The sequence below is a fragment of the Sulfitobacter sp. KMM 9851 genome (genome assembly GCF_057178245.1).
The window spans coordinates 1,745,214-1,761,713 of sequence record NZ_CM169991.1; the positions used below are offsets into that span (position 1 = coordinate 1,745,214).

Sequence of the window (16,500 nt, forward strand, 5' to 3'; positions counted from 1 at the left end):
GCACCTGATATGCCCATTCTGCTATAGAAAACCCCAAGATATAGAACCAAGAAAAGCTGGGCAGAACACGTGAACGATACGCCGGAAACCCCTGAAAACGAAGAAGAAAACACGCCGCAGCGGCCCGTATACGACGGGCCATCGGTGACCATCGAACATGAGATGCGCACATCCTATCTGGATTACGCCATGTCGGTCATCGTCAGCCGGGCGATCCCTGATCTGCGCGACGGGCTGAAACCCGTGCACCGGCGGATCATCTATTCGATGTATGAAAAGGGTATCACCCACGACAAGACCTATCGTAAATCGGCGAAGTCTGTGGGTGATGTGATGGGTTCGTACCACCCGCACGGCGACAGCGCGATCTACGATGCGCTGGTGCGGATGGCGCAGGATTTCTCGATGTCGCTGCCTCTGATCGACGGTCAGGGCAACTTTGGCTCGATGGACGGCGATAGCGCTGCGGCAATGCGTTATACGGAATCGCGGCTCGACAAGGTCACGTCTTTCATGACCAGCGATCTCGACAAAGAGACCGTTGATTTCATGGACAACTATGACGGCAAGGAACGCGAACCTGCGGTTCTGCCTGCCCGTTTTCCCAACATGTTGGTCAATGGTGCGGGCGGTATTGCCGTCGGCATGGCGACCAATATTCCGCCGCACAATCTGGGCGAAGTGATTGACGCCTGTCAGGCACTGATCGAAGAACCTGATCTGACGTCGGAACAACTGATCGACTATATCCCCGGCCCCGATTTCCCCACCGGTGGCATCATGCTGGGCCGGACTGGCGCACGCAAAGCCTATCTGGAAGGACGCGGCAGTGTCATCATCCGCGCCAAGACGCGGGTAGAGGAAATTCGCAAGGACCGCTGGGCGATCGTCATCGACGAAATTCCTTATCAGGTGAACAAGGCCAGCATGATCGAAAAGATTGCGGAACAGGTCCGCGAGAAAAAGATCGACGGCATTGCCCACGTGCAGGACGAAAGCGACCGCAATGGCGTGCGCGTGGTGATTGAGTTGAAACGCGATGCCACCGCTGAAGTGGTGATGAACCAGCTGTTCCGCTTTACCCAGATGCAGACCTATTTCGGCTGCAACATGCTGGCGCTGAACGGTGGCCGGCCCGAAACACTGACGCTGCGCGGTTTCCTTACTGCCTTTATCGACTTCCGCGAGGATGTCGTGGCGCGCCGTACGGCCTATCTGTTGCGCAAGGCGCGCGAACGCAGCCACATCCTGTGCGGTCTGGCCGTTGCGGTTACCAATATCGACGAGGTCGTGGCGACGATCCGGTCGTCCGCCGATGCCGCCGAGGCGCGCGAAAAGCTGATGACACGGCGCTGGCCCGCGGCGGAAATTCTGCCCTATATCGCGCTGATCGACGATCCGACCCACACCGCCAATGATGATGGCACCTATAACCTTTCTGAGGTGCAGGCGCGTGCGATTCTGGAACTGCGGTTGCAGCGTCTGACCCAGATCGGCGTCAAGGAAGTGACGGACGAGTTGGAAGAACTGGCCGCCAAGATCAAGGAATACCTTGATATTCTTGGTAGCCGCGAACGCATCATGTCGATTATCTCGGACGAGTTGAAAGAGGTACGCGACCAGTTTGCCGTGCCCCGCCGTACCGAGATCGTCGACTGGTCTGGCGACATGGACGATGAAGACCTGATTGCGCGCGAAGACATGGTCGTGACCGTGACCTCGGGCGGCTACATCAAGCGCACGCCGCTGGTCGATTTCCGCAGCCAACGTCGCGGAGGCAAGGGCGTTTCGGGGATGCAAACCAAGGAAGAGGATGTCGTCACGACCCTTTTCGTGGCCAACACCCACACGCAGCTGTTGTTTTTCACCACCGACGGCATGGTTTACAAGCTGAAAACATGGCGTTTGCCCCAAGGCGGGCGCACATCCAAGGGTAAGGCGATTGTGAACATCCTGCCGATCCCGGTGGGTGTGTCGATTGCTGCCATCATGCCAGTAGACCGCGACGAGGCCGAATGGGACGATTTGCAGGTGGTCTTTGCCACCTCGGCCGGCACCGTGCGGCGCAACAAACTGTCGGATTTCACCAACGTCATGCGAAATGGCAAGATCGCGATGAAATTCGAGGATGATCATGCAAATACGACGCTGATCAATGCGCGCATTGCCAGCCATGATGACGATGTGATGCTGGTCACCAATTCGGGTCGGGCGATCCGGTTTCCGGCGACCGATGTGCGGGTGTTCAACAGCCGCGCATCTGTCGGGGTGCGCGGTATCCGTCTGAACGGCGATGACAAGGTCGTGTCGATGTCGATCATTCGCCACTTTGATGCAACATCGGACGAACGGCAGGCCTATCTCAAGATGCGCCGCGCGATGGCCGGTTTGGCGGATGACGCCGAAGGCGCCGCAACCGACGACGAAGAAGCCAACGCCAATGCCACCATTTCGCAGGAACGCTATGCCGAGATGTCGGCGGCGGAAAATCTGCTGCTGACCATCACCGCCAAAGGTGCGGGCAAGCTGAGCAGCAGCCATGATTACCCGGTGCGTGGGCGTGGCGGCATGGGCGTGACCGCGATGGACAAGGCGATGCGCGGTGGCGAGATCGTGGCCTCCTTCCCGGTCGAGCTTGACGATCAGATCATGCTGGCGACGTCCAAGGGCCAATCCATCCGGGTGCCTGTCGAGGGGATTTCATTCCGCTCGCGTTCTGCCGGCGGGGTCAAGGTGTTTGACACGGGACGCGGCGAAATTGTTGTGAGCGTGGCGTGGATTGCAGATCAGGGCGACGACGCCGAAGACTTGCCAGAGGCGTGATGCCTTCGCCCTGCCCGTTTGCGGGCGGGGCAACGAGACGTAAAAAAACCGGGCCTGATCATTCAGGCCCGGTTTCTTTTTGTGTTTGGTATCGTTCGCAGCAGTAGCCGCGAACGATGGTAGGTTTAGGAATCCGGAGTCGATGTGGTGGTCGACGTGCCGTCGGAACCGGCTGCAATTGCAACGATGACCAGAGCGGCGGCACCGATGATTGCGCCATTGCCCAGACCCGCGCCCGCGTTGGTCAGACCGCCAGCATTAGGATCAATGCAGCGACGTGCTGTCAGGCCGTTAATCTGTACCAGTTCGGGCTTACAGTTATACACAACGCCGTTGGCGCCCTGAACCTGCAGCGAATACACCGCGTCGCCCGAGTTACCAAGAACTCCGGCCTGTGTTGTGGTTTGTGCAGTCGCGGCGCCTGCAAGCATGACGGCGGCGGCGGCGGTGACTGATGCCAGTTTGTTCATCGTAGGTTAACTCCTGAATTATGGGCAGTGCGTGGATCATGTACCACAGTCGCATACCATAGCGACCCACGCAGGCGAGAATTTATGGATAGGCAAAGCATGGCCTATCTCTGTCCAACTAACTGTTTTGAGCGGCGTTTGGTTCCGCCCGGTTTCAGATAATGACGCCTTGGCGCGACAATCACAAGTGGTAGAGATCGGAAAATTTGGTCTGTAGATAGTCAAGGAGCGGTCTTTCGCTCGGTTCGGCTCCGCTGGCACGTTTAATCACCTCGCGTGGTTCGAAAAGGCCACCGTGGGTCTGCACGTTGCTGCGCAGCCATCCAGTCGCCGCAGAGGTGTCGCCCTGGGCCAGATCATCGTCGAGGCTGGGATGCGCCTTGCGCAGGGCCTCGTGCAGACAGCCGGCATAGACATTGCCAAGGCTGTAGGTCGGGAAATAGCCGAACAGGCCGACCGACCAATGCACATCCTGCAAGACGCCGTTGGAGGGGCGGTCTACGGCATATCCGAAATCAGCTTTGAAACGGTCATTCCAGGCGGCCTCAAGATCGCCAACCTGAAGGTCCCCGGCCATCAGCGCACGTTCCAGATCAAAGCGCAGCAGCACATGGAGATTGTATTGCAATTCATCCGCTTCGGTGCGGATAAACCCGTCGGACACGCGGTTCACGATGCGGTAAAATGTGTCGGCATCCGCCACGCCGAAGTCACCAAAGGCGTCTTTCATCTGGCCGTAAAGCCAGCCGGTAAAGGCGCGGCTGCGGCCAAGCTGGTTCTCGTAGATGCGGCTTTGGCTTTCGTGCACACCCATCGACACGCCGCTGCCCAGCGGGGTCAGCAGATAGGCGGCGTCGATACCTTGTTCATAGGCGGCGTGGCCGACCTCATGAACGGTGGAGTAAAAGCAGTTGAACGGGTCAAGCGCATTGGTGCGGGTGGTGATGCGCACATCAAGTCCCGAGCCGGACGAAAACGGATGTACCGCCTTGTCGACGCGGCCCATCGACATGTCGTAGCCGAATGTCTTGGCCAACTGGCGCGTCAGCTTCATCTGGGCACCTTCGTCAAAGATGCCTTCCAGCACCGGGGGGGCCTCGGCGTCGCGTACTGCGGCGCGCAGATCGCTGAGTTCGGGGCGCAGCGCGCCAAACATCGCCTCCAGCTCGGCCCCGGTTGTGCCGGGTTCATAATCTGCAAGCATGGCGTCATAGACGCTGATGCCGCTGCCTGCCGCCAACGCGGCACCCTCTTCGCGTTTGAGGGCGATCACCTCTTCCAGCGTGGGGGCAAAGGCGGCAAAATCATCCGCCGCGCGGGCTTCGGCCCAAATGCCCTGCGCGGCCGACGTGACGCGGGCGATGCGCGCAGCCAGTGCGGCGGGCACTTTGCTCGCGCGGTCAAAATCGCGCTGGATATGGCGCAGGTTCGCGCGGCCTACGTCGTCCAGGGTATCGACGTCGATCTGATCCAGCCAGCCGGCGATACGGCTATCAAGCCGGCGCGCATGCAGCACCCCTTCCATGGCGGCCATTTCCTCGGCGCGTTGGGGGGCGGCGCCACGGGGCATCATTGTTTCCTGATCCCAGCCAAGGCGGCCTGCGACCTGCGATAGGGCTTCGGTGTCGCGTTGAAACGCCATTAGGTCATTATAGGCCGTCATTGTGCAGAACCTCGCAGGGATGTGGGAACAGGATAGGCAGACAGGTAGCGTGCGCGCAGGATCAACACCCACAGGATCACGGCAAGTGCCTGATGCGCCAAGGCAAAATGTACCGGCGCGGCATATAGAACGGTGGTGATGCCCAAACCGATCTGCACCGCAAGTGCGGCCATCACGGCGTTGAATGCCGTGCGCGTATGCGGATGCGCTGACCGGCGACCGCGCAGCCAAACCACGACACCAAAGATCGCCAGCAGATACCCCGCCATGCGGTGCATGAACTGCACCAGACCGGGGTTTTCAAAGAAGTTGCGCCAGATGGGCGTGATGTCAAAGGCATCTGGCGGAAAGAACTGCCCCTGCATCAACGGCCAATCGACAAAATAGCGCCCGGCGTCGATGCCTGCGACCAATGCCCCCAGAAGGATCTGCAAAAAGGCGAAATGCAGCAACCCGGTGGCAAGGCCAAATTGCTTGGCCTCTTTGGCGCGGCGGGCCTGTATCAGATCACGTTCCGTACGACCCAGCAGCAGCGCGTACCAGGTGATGAACCCCAAGATGACAAAGGCCAGCCCCAGATGCGTGGCAAGCCGGTATGAGGCCACGGCGGTAACCCCTTCGCCGGCGGTCACGCCCGAGGCGACCATCCACCAGCCAATTGCCCCCTGCGCGCCGCCAAGCGCGCCGATGAACAGCAACCGTGGGGTCCAGCCCGTGGGGATTTGGCGCCGGACGAGGAAATAGAGAAACCCAACTGCCCAGACCAGACCGATGACGCGACCCAGCTGGCGGTGGCCCCATTCCCACCAGTATATACTTTTGAAATCAGACAGTTGCATCCACGAGTGCTGTAGCTGGAACTGGTCGATTTGCTTGTATTTGTCGAATTCCGACTGCCAGTCGGCATCGTTCAAGGGCGGGATGGACCCGGTCACGGGGCGCCATTCTGTGATACTCAGCCCGCTGTCGGTAAGACGCGTAAGCCCGCCCACGGCGATCATCACAAACACCAGCACAAAGAGCAACATCAGCCAGATGCGTATCGCCCCGCGCGCCCCGCCCCGGCCACGGTCAATGCCGCCGGTTTGCAGCGGTGTCCGGTTGGGTTGGTCGCTCCCGACCTCTTCGAAAAGTTTGCGTTTTTCCGCCATGACGCGCCTCTTTTTCCGTTTGGTCAGAGTGGTATGGCATGGGACGCAAAAGGTCTAGGACACTTGTTCGTATGCCGCACGTCCTGCGCCGTGCCGCGCCCCCGCACTTTACCTTGCCCAGTGAAATCCTGGCCGGGAGGCTGGGGGGCAAAATCCCCGGTGCCTGCTGCTGGGGGCGCCGACGCTCAGCCGCGTTCTTTCCACCGCACCATCTGGCGCATCATGCCGTGCAGCATCTGGACATCGGCGCGGGTCAGCGGCATCCGCGACCACATATTGCGCAGGTTGATCTTCATCGAAGCGGCCTTGTGATCGGGATAAAAGAACCCCGCCTCCTCCAGCCGTTCCTCAAAGTGTTTGCCCAGATGTTCAACCTCGGCCCCCTGGGCCCAGTCGGTACCCGCCATTTCGGTGACCTCACCCACCACATCACCCTGTGCGCGCATCCATTCATAGCCCATCAGCAGCACACATTGCGCCAGATTGAGCGAGGCAAACGCAGGGTTGACCGGGACCGAGACGATGGCATTGGCACGCGCGATGTCGTCATTCTCCAGCCCCGCACGTTCAGGGCCAAAGAGCACGGCAACCCGCTGACCCGCCGCGATTTTTTCGACCGCGAGCCGCATTGCCGCTTCGGGTGAATAGACCGGTTTGGTCAGATCGCGCCCGCGTGCCGTGGTGGCAAAGGTGAAATCGACGTCCGCCAGGGCGTCGGGCAGATCGGAACACAGCCGCGCCGCGTCCAGCAGACGGCCTGCACCCGATGCCATGGCCACGGCTGATGGGTTCGGCCAGCCGTCACGCGGGGCAACCACACGCATGTGATCAAGGCCAAAGTTCCACATGGCGCGCGCGGCGGCACCGATGTTTTCGCCCATCTGGGGGCGGACCAGCACGATGGCGGGAATTTGGGCGGGGGCGATCGGTTGGGCGGGGGCGATAGGGTTTGTCATGGCAGCCTCTTACGCCCTGCCCGTCTGCACCGCAAGAATGGCTATAGGCATTAAGAAAGGCTGCGGGCATTGCGCATATCCGTTTTCTTTTGTCGCACCTTGCGCTAGTCACAGCGATGATACCGAGCAAGGATAGACCCATGAGTGCGCCAGAACAGCCGCAGATTTACCTGATTACCCCGCCCGAGTTGGAGCTGAGCCAGTTTCCCGCGCAATTGGCCGCCGTGCTGGATGCGCATCCCGTCGCCTGCGTGCGTATGGCGCTGTCGACGCGCGATGAAGACCGGCTGGCCCGTGCCGGCGATGCCCTGCGCGAGGTGACCCATGCGCGCGATGTGGCGCTGGTGATGTCGGATCATCTGTTGCTGGTCGACCGGCTGGGGCTGGACGGGGTGCATCTGAGCGACGGCGCGCGGACGGTGCGCCATGCCCGCAAGGAACTTGGCGAAGACGCAATCATTGGCAGCTATTGCGCCGGGTCGCGCCATGACGGGATGGCCGCCGGCGAGGCCGGGGCGGATTACGTCAGCTTTGGCCCGGTGCAGGCGAGCGCGCTTGGCGATGGCAGCTTTGCGGAACATGACCTGTTTCAGTGGTGGTCAGAGGTGATCGAAGTGCCTGTGGTGGCCGAAGGGGCGTTGGATGTGGAGATGATCCGCAAGCTGGCCCCCTGCACCGACTTCTTCGGCATCGGGTCCGAGATATGGGACAGTGAAGATCCGGTGGCGGGTTTGGGTGTTTTGATCGCGGCCATGGTTTAAGTAATCGAGGCTGGGGGACGCTGTCCCCCAGACCCCCTGAGGGTATTTAAGACTCGAAAAAGTTAAAGAAAGACGCGTTCGACGAACCAATAGGCACCAACCGCCGCAATGATGCAGGAGGCGGGGACCGCGATGTAGCTGCGGTACCATGTGCGGCGTATGGCCCAGCCGACCAGCACAAAGGCGATGGCGATGACGGTCAGCTGACCAAACTCGACGCCAATGTTAAAGCCGATCAATGCAGGAATGAACTGGTCTTCGGGCAGGCCAAAATCGGCCAGCACCGAAGCAAAGCCCAGACCGTGCAGCAGGCCAAAGCCAAAGATCACCAGCGGGCGCCAGCGGCTGAGACCGGAGGTAAAGATATTTTCCACCGCGACATAGGTGATGGAGGCGGCGATCAACGGCTCCACAATCGCGCCGGGTACGCTGACCCAGCCCATCGCGCCCAAGGCCAGTGTGACTGTATGTGCCAGCGTGAAGGCCGAGACCTGCCAGATCAGCGGACGTAAGTGGGTCGACAGGAAAAACAGCCCCAGCACAAAGAGGATATGATCCAGCCCCTTGGGCAGGATATGGTCGAACCCAACGGGGATATAGCTGATGAAAGCCTGCAGCGGGGACTGCGCGTCGCCGCCGCCCAGTGTGATTTCAGGACTGGTTTCGCCACCAGAGAGATACCCCGTATAGGGGTCGTCGACACCTTGCTGGCGCAGCACCAGCGCGCCGGCACCCTTGGGCCAGCTAAGGGTAACGCGAGACGCCGTTGCGGGAACGTCGGCGGTGAGCGTCCAGAGCGACGCGCGCGGCAGTTCCGGGTCAATGCCCTGCGGTACGTCGATTGTGGCGCTGGTCAACGGCACCGCATCGCCATCGGCGTGCAGCATCGGCAAGGCGTTCCAGCCGGGCAGCAAGTCGGGCGCGCGCGCGGAGATGCGGTCAGCGGGCAAGGCGCGCAGGCTGTCGTAGTCATCGGCGTTTTCGGCATTGTCGGTGTCGTCCACCGCGTCGAGGTCGATTCCGGCCAGCAGCGCCTCGAGGTTCACGCGCAGGATCAGCGCCGCCTTGCCATCGGCCACTGTGAGGTCGGCGATGGTTGGCTGTACTTCATGCGCCACCGTGGCGGTGGTCAGTATGCTTGACAAACCTGCAGCAAGCATCAGCTTGAGCAGTAGCTTATAGAGAGAATGCGCCATGGTCCCGTCCCGTCTTTTACAATTATTGTTACTCGCACTGCCACTTGGTCCGGCGCTTGGACATGAATACTGGATTTCCGCGCAGAAGTATCAAGTGGAAACCGACGAAACCGCGCTTGCCGATTTTCGCAACGGTCAGGATTTTGTCGGGTCAAGCTTTTCTTACCTGCCCAACCGCAGCACGCGGTTTGATATGATCGTGGACGGTGTGACCACCCCGGTGCCTGCACGTGCGGGCGATACGCCAGCCTTTCAGGTGACGGCGCCTGATCACGATGCGCTGATGGTGGTGGTGACCGAAGCCGCGACGTCGACGGTGACCTACAAGGAGTGGGAAAAGTTCCTGGCGTTTGCCAAGCATAAGGATTTCCCCACCGCAGGTGAGGATCACATCGCTTGGGGTTGGCCGCAGGATCGCTTTAAGGAAAGCTATACCCGCCATGTCAAAGCGTTGATCGCCGTGGGTGACGGGCGTGGGGCGGATGCGGCGACCGGCATGGAAACCGAATTTGTCGCCCTGACCAATCCCTATGACGCGGAATTCGATGATATGATGCGGGTGCAGTTGCTGTACCAGGGCGCCCCCCGCCCAGACGCGCAGATCGAGGTCTTTGACCGCGCGCCCGACGATAGCGTGACTGTGACGATGCACCGCACTGACGCGGCAGGGATTGGTGCAATCCCGGTGACGTCGGGGCATGAATATCTGTTTGATGCTGTGGTGTTACGCCCCGTTCCTGATGTGGGGCGTGGGGATGCGGTGGATGCCAATAAACCGATCTGGCGCACCCTGTGGGCAGCCCTGACATTTGCCGTGCCGCAGTAACGCGGGCTTGCGCCGACCCCAGTTGGGCGGCTAGACGCAGGGGATGAAAAACACCGCTGACATTCTGTGTATTGGTTCTGTCCTATGGGACGTGATTGGGCGTTCTGAAAACGCGATGCGGCAAGGCTCTGACATGCCGGGGCGGATCACGCGGCTGCCGGGTGGCGTGGCGCTGAACATCGGCATGGCGCTGGCGCGCTTTGGTCTGACGCCTGCGCTGTTGTCAGCCGTGGGGCGTGATGCCGAAGGGGACGAACTGATCGCTGCCTGCGCGCGGCGCGGCCTGATCACCGATCACATTTACCGTTCCGACGATCTGCCGACTGATCGCTACATGGCGGTCGAGGGGGCCAATGGGCTGATTGCGGCGATTGCCGACGCGCATTCGCTTGAGGCCGCGGGCGACAAAATTCTGCGCCCCTTGTCCGATGGCAGTTTGCCTGCGCCCTATCGCGGTGCCGTGGCGCTGGATGGCAACCTGACTGTGGACCTGTTGGCGCAGATGGCGCAAAGCCCCCTGTTGGCGCAGGCCGATCTGCGGGTGGCACCCGCATCACCGGGCAAGGCGTTGCGGTTGAACCCATTTTTACAGGCCGGTCGCGGCACCCTATACGTCAATCTGGAGGAAGCGGGCCTGCTGTGTCAGACCGGGTTCGATACATCAGCGGCGGCGGCCGAGGGTCTGCTGGCGCGCGGTGCCAGGCGCGCGGTTGTGACCGATGGCGGCAACCCGGCAACCGTCGGCAGTGCCGACGGGCTGACCATCCAAGACCCGCCAAAAGTACATGTGGCGCGGGTTACGGGCGCAGGGGATACATTCATGGCGGCCCATGTGGCGGCTGAAATTCGCGGTGCTGCCCCCGAGGCGGCGCTGGCACAAGCGCTGCAAGCCGCAGCCCTTTACGTTTCTGGAGAGACCAAGATATGACCACGCCCACCCTGCCCCTGACCTTCAGCGCCGAAGTGGCGAAGGCCCGCAAGGAAGGCGCGCCGATTGTGGCGCTTGAAAGCACGATCATTACCCATGGCATGCCCTATCCGCAGAATCTGGACGTGGCGCGGCAGGTCGAGGATGACATCCGCCAGGCCGGCGCTGTGCCCGCCACCATCGCGGTGATCGACGGGGCGCTGCACATCGGGCTGGATGATGATCAGCTCAGCACCCTGGCGCAGGCCAAGGGCGTGGCGAAACTGTCGCGCGCGGATATGGCGGTCTGCATTGCCACGGGCGGTACCGGTGCCACCACGGTGGCCGCAACCATGATTGCGGCGCATCTGGCGGGTATCTCGGTTTTTGCCACCGGCGGTATTGGTGGTGTCCACAAGGGCGCGGAGGATACGTTCGATATCTCTGCCGATCTGTTGGAACTGGCGCAGACCCCGGTGACCGTGGTCGCCGCTGGCGCCAAGGCAATACTCGACGTGGCCAAAACACTTGAAGTGCTGGAAACCCAAGGCGTTCCCGTGATTGCTTACGGCCAAGATAGTTTCCCGGCCTTCTGGAGCAGCACTTCACCGTTGAAATCGCCCCTGCGTCTGGACGATGCGGCGCTGATCGCGCGCGCCCACCGCACCCGTGCCGCGATGGGCCTGCCCGGCGGGCAGCTTGTGGCCAACCCAATCCCCAAAGAGGATGAAATCGCCGCCAGCGCTCTGGCCCCGGTGATTGCCAAGGCACAGGCCGACGCTGTGCAGCACGGTATCAGCGGCAAAGGCGTGACCCCCTACCTGTTGCAGCGCATTTTTGAGCTGACCGAGGGGCGTTCGCTGATCGCAAATATCGCGCTGGTGCGTAACAATGCCCGTCTGGGTGCTGCGATTGCCCGGTCATTGGTCGACACCAAGATCTAAACGGCGAAAATTACGGTCAAACCATTGTCGGGGCGGGGCAAACGCCCTAGCTATGTTTCGATCTCATTTTCGGACTATGCCCTGATGAATACGCCTTTTGATCCCGATCCGGCCCCGCCACAGGCCCGGCGCAGCCTTGTGGCGCGTCTGCGGGCATCGTTTCTGACCGGGTTGGTGGTGATTGCCCCCGTTGGCCTGACGATCTGGCTGATCTGGAGCGTCGTGGGCTGGATCGACGGTTTTGTGCTGCCGCTGGTGCCCAAGGCGTATCACCCGGACCGGATGTTGCAGGATTTTCTGGGGCTTGACCCGTCGATGCAGATCAATGTGCGCGGGCTTGGCGTTGTCATATTTCTGATTTTCACGATCATCGTCGGTTGGATGGCCAAGGGGATCATCGGCCGCTCGACCATCCGTTTCGCCGAAAGCCTGTTGGCCCGCACGCCGGTGGTGCGCACGATCTATTCCGGAATCAAACAGATATCGGAAACCATCTTTGCCCAGTCAGAGCGCAGTTTCGAGACAGCCTGCCTGATCGAATACCCGCGTCGCGGTATCTGGGCACTTGGCTTTATCTCGACCGATGCCAAAGGCGAAATACTGTCGCGCACTGACCCGAGTGGCGAGATGATGTCGGTGTTCTTGCCCACGACACCGAACCCGACATCGGGTTTTCTGTTGTTTGTGCCAAAACGCGATGTGATCGAGCTGGACATGAGCGTTGAGGATGCCGCCAAACTGGTGATCTCGGCGGGGCTGGTATATCCCAACATGCCCGGCCCCAACATGCCCGGACAAGACACGCCCGAGGCGTTGAAACTGTCCGACCCACAAAGTTAGGGATCAGCCGAACATGCCCGGCAGGTCGACGGTGCTGCGTTGGTTCAGATCGTCGAAATGATCGGTCAGGAACTGCTCTGCCGCCGCCTCGCCTGCGGCCTTGAGTGCGGCAATCACAGCCGGGTTCGGCATTGTCTTGGTCGCCACCGACAGCTTTGCCATCAGGTCGTCATCGGCAATCATATGCATATTGATCCGCTTCATGGTGCCGGGGCGCAGGCTGCCGTCACTCAACAGGCGCTGCACAAACTCAATCGCCCGCATTTCGCGCAGCAGACTTGAGTTAAAGCTGATCTCGTTGATCCGGTTCTGGATCTGCTGTGGCGTTGTGGGAATGCCCTCGCGTTCCAGCGGATTGATGTTCACGACCACGATGTCAGGCGGCAGATCGGCGTCAAACAGCGGGAACAGCGCCGGATTGCCGGTATAGCCGCCATCCCAGAACGCCTCGCGGCGGCCCGTCGTGGCGTCGTCGATCTCGACCGCTTGGAACATCGTGGGCAGACAGGCCGAGGCCAGCAGCGCGTCGGGGCCAATTTCGTCGCCCTGAAACACCCGGATTTTGCCGTTGCGCACACGGGTGGCGCAGACAAAAAACAGCGGCGGGTGGTTGTCGGCCACGCGGTCATAGTCAAACCGGGCAACGATATCCGCCAGCGGGTTACGGTACATTGGGCCGTAGGAATAGGGTGAAATCATCCGCGTCATTGCGTCGGACATCGCAAATGGCAGCGAATATTCCATGGCCTGGCTCAGCTTGGCCAGCCCAAAGGGTGCCATCCAATGCGTCATCGCCAGATCAGAGACCCCTGCCACCTGCCCCCAGAGCCAATCGAGGTTTTCGCGGGCCCCTTCCCGCCCGCCGGTGATCATCCCCGCCTTCAGCGCTGCCCCATTCAGCGCACCCGCCGAGGTGCCGGATATGCCGCAAATCTCGATCGCGTCGGATTGCAGGAGATGATCCAGCACCCCCCAGGTGAAGGCGCCGTGCGCGCCACCACCCTGAAGCGCGAGGTTGATTTTTTTGACCGCCATTACAAGGCCGTCCAGCCGCCATCGACGCTGATGGTGGTGCCGGTGATCTGTGCGGCCGCGTCAGAACACAGGAAGGTCGCGGTGCCGCCCATCTGTTCGACCGTCGCAAACTCGCGGCTGGGCTGGCGTGTCAGCATGACGTTCTCGATCACCTCTTCGCGGGTCATGTTGTATTCTTTCATCGTGTCGGGGATTTGCTTTTCCACGATGGGGGTCAGCACATAGCCCGGACAGATGGCATTGCAGGTGATCGGTTCCTTTGCGGTCTCGAGCGCCGTTGTCTTGCTCAGGCCCACGATGCCATGTTTCGCCGCGATGTATGCCGATTTATAAGGCGAGGCCGTCAGCCCGTGCGCCGAAGCGATGTTAATCACCCGGCCCCAGCCAGAGGCGCGCATCATCGGCAGGGCAACGGCGGTGGTGTGAAATGCCGAGCTGAGGTTGATCGCGATGATGGCATCCCATTTCTCGACCGGGAAGTCGGGGATTGCCGCGACATGCTGGATGCCCGCGTTGTTCACGAGGATGTCACAGCGGCCCGCGTCGGCAACCAGACGCCGACAGTCGTCACCCTTGGACATATCGGCCTTGATGTAGCGGGCGTTTACAGCGCATTCATCGGCGATCTGTCGGGCCAGCGCATGGTCTGCGTCGTCATCGGTAAAGGAGTTGAGCACGATGTCCGCCCCCGCCCGCGCCAGTTCCCATGCGATGCCAAGCCCGATGCCGGAGTTCGATCCGGTGATGACGGCGGTCTTGCCGGAGAGGTCGATTGTAAAAGCCATTGCGGGTCTCCTTATTCATGCTGCGGCTGCATCATGTAGCGCCGCGCGCGCAAAGGAAACGGGGTATTCGTGCTGATCGGTTATCGCACTGTCACGCGGCCAACACCCGGCCAAAAAAAAACGCCCGCACGAAGCGGGCGTTAAGTTATTGAGGCAGGTTTCATACAGGCAAGAAACCTATCGAGCAGTGACCCTGTTATATGCAATCTGCCGCGATATTCCAAGCTAAAAGTTTGATAAGGCGGGAAACCGCAGGTAAGCATTGCCTTAATAAAATAAGGGCAGAGCGGGATTGTTTCAAAAATGACGTCGGATTTTTTCCAGAAAGCACGGGGCGTTGCGGCGCTTTCTTCACTGATTCTGTGGTCCGGGCTGGCACTGGCTGACCCGCAGCACGGGATATCTATGTATGGGGACCCCGCTTTACCCCCCGATTTTGTGTCCCTACCCTATGTGAACGCTAACGCCCCCAAGGGCGGAGACATCGTTCTGGGCAACACCGGGGGCTATGACAGCCTGAACCCGTTTGTGCGCAAAGGCACCTCTCCGTGGCAGTTACCGTTCTTTACACACGAGACGTTAATGGGGCGGTCTTGGGACGAACCTTTCGCGTTATACGGGTTATTGGCCGAATCGATTGAGGTGCCAGACGACCGTTCATGGGTCGAATTCACCCTGCGCGAGGGGGCCCGATTCTCTGACGGCAGCCCGGTCACCGTCGATGACGTGATCTTTTCCTTCGAGCTTTTGGGCAGCGAGGGGCATCCGCGCTATCATGGGCTGCGCGAACAGATCGAAACGATCGAGCAGACGGGCGACCGCAGTCTGCGGCTGACCTTTAACAGCGACAACCGCGAACTGGCGCTTTTGGCCGGTCTGCGCCCGGTGCTAAGCCGGGCACAATGGGAAGGCCGCGATTTCGCCAATGCGCCGTTGGCCGACATTCCACTGGGCACTGGCCCCTATGTGATCAGCGATTATCAGGCGGGCCGACAGGTTATCCTGACCCGCAACCCAGACTACTGGGGCGCCGCGTTGCCGTTCCGGCGCGGCACCAACAACTACGACCAGATCAAGATTGATTTCTACGGCGATGCCAATGTTCTGTTTGAGGCGTTCAAGGCCGGGCAGATTTCGGCCGTTCGCGAATTCAACGCCGAAACCTGGGCCACCCAGTATGATTTCCCCGCGATCACCCGCGGTGATGTGGTCAAATCCAGCTTTCCACACAGCAAACCGTCGGGCATGACCGGGTTTGTCATGAACACCCGGCGCGCGCCCTTTGATGATTGGCGGGTGCGGGATGCGATGATCTCGGCGTTTAACTTTGAATATATCAACGAAACGCTGACGGGCGGTGCATTGCCGCGGATCACCTCCTATTTCTCCAACTCGGACCTCGCGATGCGCCCCGGCCCCGCCATGGGACGGGTGCTGGATCTGCTCAGCGAATATGCCGATACGCTGCCCCCCGGCACCATCGACGGCTATGCCCTGCCCGTCGCAGATGGCTCCGTGCGCAACCGGGCCGGCATCCGCGCCGCGATCCAGCAGCTTGAGGCGGCGGGATATAGTGCCGAAGGCGGGCAAATGCACCGCGCCGATGGCACGCCCTTGTCCTTTACGATCCTACTGGCCAAGGGCAGCAGCGAAAACACCGCGATTGCCGAATTATATGGTCAGGCGTTGGCACGGCTGGGCATCATGGCCCAGATCGAAGTGGTCGATGACGCGCAATTTGTGGCGCGCAACAATGAATATGATTTCGACATGACGTACTTTCGCCGTTCGCTGTCGCTCAGCCCCGGCACCGAACAGAGGTTCTACTGGGGCTCTGAAGCGGCGGATGAGCCGGGCACGCGCAATCTGATGGGGGTAAAGTCACCCGCCGTGGACGCGATGATCGACAGAATGTTGAACGCCCGCGACAACGCTGAATTTGTCGCTGCCACCCGCGCGCTGGACCGTCTGCTGACCGCCGGACGCTATGTGGTGCCGTTCTGGCAGTTCGACGAGGGGCTGATCGCCCATGATGCGCGGATGAAATACCCTGAAACCCTGCCCCTGTACGGAGATGGTCCGAATTTCATGCCCGAGGTCTGGTGGTGGGAGCCTAAATCCTGATTTCAGGTCAGAACCCGGC

The 16,500-nt window shown here is 60.7% G+C and carries 14 protein-coding genes; 7 read left to right on the top strand and 7 right to left on the bottom strand.

Going from position 1 to position 16,500, the window contains the following annotated elements; all coding sequences use genetic code 11:
* Nucleotides 1-69: 69 nt before the first annotated feature.
* Nucleotides 70-2,823 carry a DNA gyrase subunit A gene (gyrA, locus tag AC1965_RS08590; protein WP_483886860.1) on the top strand — a complete coding sequence of 918 codons (2,754 nt, stop codon included), beginning with the start codon at nt 70-72 and terminating at the stop codon, nt 2,821-2,823.
* A 125-nt stretch (nt 2,824-2,948) separates the two neighbouring features.
* On the opposite strand, the gene AC1965_RS08595 is transcribed toward gyrA, so the two are convergent.
* From AC1965_RS08595 to AC1965_RS08610, 4 genes are all read right to left on the bottom strand, one after another.
* A complete protein-coding gene (locus AC1965_RS08595; RefSeq protein ID WP_483886861.1) occupies nt 2,949-3,293 on the bottom strand; it encodes a hypothetical protein in 345 nt (114 codons plus the stop codon).
* Between the two features lie 181 nt (nt 3,294-3,474).
* A complete protein-coding gene (locus AC1965_RS08600) occupies nt 3,475-4,956 on the bottom strand; it encodes a carboxypeptidase M32 (RefSeq protein WP_483886862.1) in 1,482 nt (493 codons plus the stop codon).
* Nucleotides 4,953-6,107, bottom strand: coding sequence for a heme A synthase (gene ctaA, locus AC1965_RS08605; protein ID WP_483886863.1), 1,155 nt, complete (start codon nt 6,105-6,107; stop codon nt 4,953-4,955). The genes AC1965_RS08600 and ctaA overlap by 4 nt, the downstream gene beginning before the upstream one ends.
* Nucleotides 6,108-6,292: 185 nt before the next feature.
* The gene (locus AC1965_RS08610; protein ID WP_483886864.1) at nt 6,293-7,063 is read right to left on the bottom strand and encodes an RNA methyltransferase; all 771 of its coding nucleotides are present in this window, start codon (nt 7,061-7,063) and stop codon (nt 6,293-6,295) included.
* A 140-nt stretch (nt 7,064-7,203) separates the two neighbouring features.
* Here AC1965_RS08610 and AC1965_RS08615 point away from each other — a divergent pair, with 140 nt between their 5' ends.
* A complete protein-coding gene (locus tag AC1965_RS08615) occupies nt 7,204-7,824 on the top strand; it encodes a thiamine phosphate synthase (protein ID WP_483886865.1) in 621 nt (206 codons plus the stop codon).
* Nucleotides 7,825-7,886: 62 nt separating this feature from the next.
* Here the strand turns inward: AC1965_RS08615 and AC1965_RS08620 are convergent, their stop codons facing one another.
* Nucleotides 7,887-9,020, bottom strand: coding sequence for a HupE/UreJ family protein (locus AC1965_RS08620; protein ID WP_483886866.1), 1,134 nt, complete (start codon nt 9,018-9,020; stop codon nt 7,887-7,889).
* Between the two features lie 25 nt (nt 9,021-9,045).
* Between AC1965_RS08620 and AC1965_RS08625 the strand changes: the two genes are divergently transcribed.
* The 4 genes from AC1965_RS08625 to AC1965_RS08640 all read left to right on the top strand — a co-directional run bounded on the left by AC1965_RS08625 (nt 9,046) and on the right by AC1965_RS08640 (nt 12,537).
* Nucleotides 9,046-9,846 carry a DUF4198 domain-containing protein gene (locus tag AC1965_RS08625; protein WP_483886867.1) on the top strand — a complete coding sequence of 267 codons (801 nt, stop codon included), beginning with the start codon at nt 9,046-9,048 and terminating at the stop codon, nt 9,844-9,846.
* Between the two features lie 43 nt (nt 9,847-9,889).
* Complete coding sequence (locus AC1965_RS08630; protein ID WP_483886868.1) at nt 9,890-10,774, top strand: PfkB family carbohydrate kinase; 885 nt, start codon at nt 9,890-9,892, stop codon at nt 10,772-10,774.
* Nucleotides 10,771-11,697, top strand: coding sequence for a pseudouridine-5'-phosphate glycosidase (locus tag AC1965_RS08635; RefSeq protein ID WP_483886869.1), 927 nt, complete (start codon nt 10,771-10,773; stop codon nt 11,695-11,697). Before AC1965_RS08630 ends, AC1965_RS08635 begins: the two co-directional genes overlap by 4 nt.
* 84 nt (nt 11,698-11,781) lie before the next feature.
* Nucleotides 11,782-12,537, top strand: a complete 756-nt coding sequence (locus AC1965_RS08640; RefSeq protein WP_483886870.1) for a DUF502 domain-containing protein — start codon at nt 11,782-11,784, stop codon at nt 12,535-12,537.
* A gap of 3 nt (nt 12,538-12,540) precedes the next feature.
* On the opposite strand, the gene AC1965_RS08645 is transcribed toward AC1965_RS08640, so the two are convergent.
* Together AC1965_RS08645 and AC1965_RS08650 are read right to left on the bottom strand one after the other, a co-directional pair.
* On the bottom strand, nt 12,541-13,572 hold the full coding sequence (locus AC1965_RS08645; protein WP_483886871.1) for a patatin-like phospholipase family protein: 1,032 nt from the start codon (nt 13,570-13,572) through the stop codon (nt 12,541-12,543).
* On the bottom strand, nt 13,572-14,357 hold the full coding sequence (locus tag AC1965_RS08650) for a 3-hydroxybutyrate dehydrogenase (RefSeq protein WP_483886872.1): 786 nt from the start codon (nt 14,355-14,357) through the stop codon (nt 13,572-13,574). The genes AC1965_RS08645 and AC1965_RS08650 overlap by 1 nt, the downstream gene beginning before the upstream one ends.
* Before the next feature lie 405 nt (nt 14,358-14,762).
* Here AC1965_RS08650 and AC1965_RS08655 point away from each other — a divergent pair, with 405 nt between their 5' ends.
* Nucleotides 14,763-16,481: an extracellular solute-binding protein gene (locus AC1965_RS08655; RefSeq protein WP_483887013.1), complete on the top strand. Its 1,719-nt coding sequence runs from the start codon at nt 14,763-14,765 to the stop codon at nt 16,479-16,481.
* Nucleotides 16,482-16,500 lie beyond the last annotated feature (19 nt).

Bases quoted from the DNA above. Each gene is read 5' to 3' on its own strand.
- AC1965_RS08595 (WP_483886861.1), bottom strand. From the start codon at position 3,293: ATGAACAAACTGGCATCAGTCACCGCCGCCGCCGCCGTCATGCTTGCA.
- AC1965_RS08600 (WP_483886862.1), bottom strand. From the start codon at position 4,956: ATGACGGCCTATAATGACCTAATGGCGTTTCAACGCGACACCGAAGCC.
- ctaA (WP_483886863.1), bottom strand. From the start codon at position 6,107: ATGGCGGAAAAACGCAAACTTTTCGAAGAGGTCGGGAGCGACCAACCC.
- AC1965_RS08610 (WP_483886864.1), bottom strand. From the start codon at position 7,063: ATGACAAACCCTATCGCCCCCGCCCAACCGATCGCCCCCGCCCAAATT.
- AC1965_RS08615 (WP_483886865.1), top strand. From the start codon at position 7,204: ATGAGTGCGCCAGAACAGCCGCAGATTTACCTGATTACCCCGCCCGAG.
- AC1965_RS08620 (WP_483886866.1), bottom strand. From the start codon at position 9,020: ATGGCGCATTCTCTCTATAAGCTACTGCTCAAGCTGATGCTTGCTGCA.
- AC1965_RS08630 (WP_483886868.1), top strand. From the start codon at position 9,890: ATGAAAAACACCGCTGACATTCTGTGTATTGGTTCTGTCCTATGGGAC.
- AC1965_RS08635 (WP_483886869.1), top strand. From the start codon at position 10,771: ATGACCACGCCCACCCTGCCCCTGACCTTCAGCGCCGAAGTGGCGAAG.
- AC1965_RS08640 (WP_483886870.1), top strand. From the start codon at position 11,782: ATGAATACGCCTTTTGATCCCGATCCGGCCCCGCCACAGGCCCGGCGC.
- AC1965_RS08645 (WP_483886871.1), bottom strand. From the start codon at position 13,572: ATGGCGGTCAAAAAAATCAACCTCGCGCTTCAGGGTGGTGGCGCGCAC.
- AC1965_RS08650 (WP_483886872.1), bottom strand. From the start codon at position 14,357: ATGGCTTTTACAATCGACCTCTCCGGCAAGACCGCCGTCATCACCGGA.
- AC1965_RS08655 (WP_483887013.1), top strand. From the start codon at position 14,763: ATGTATGGGGACCCCGCTTTACCCCCCGATTTTGTGTCCCTACCCTAT.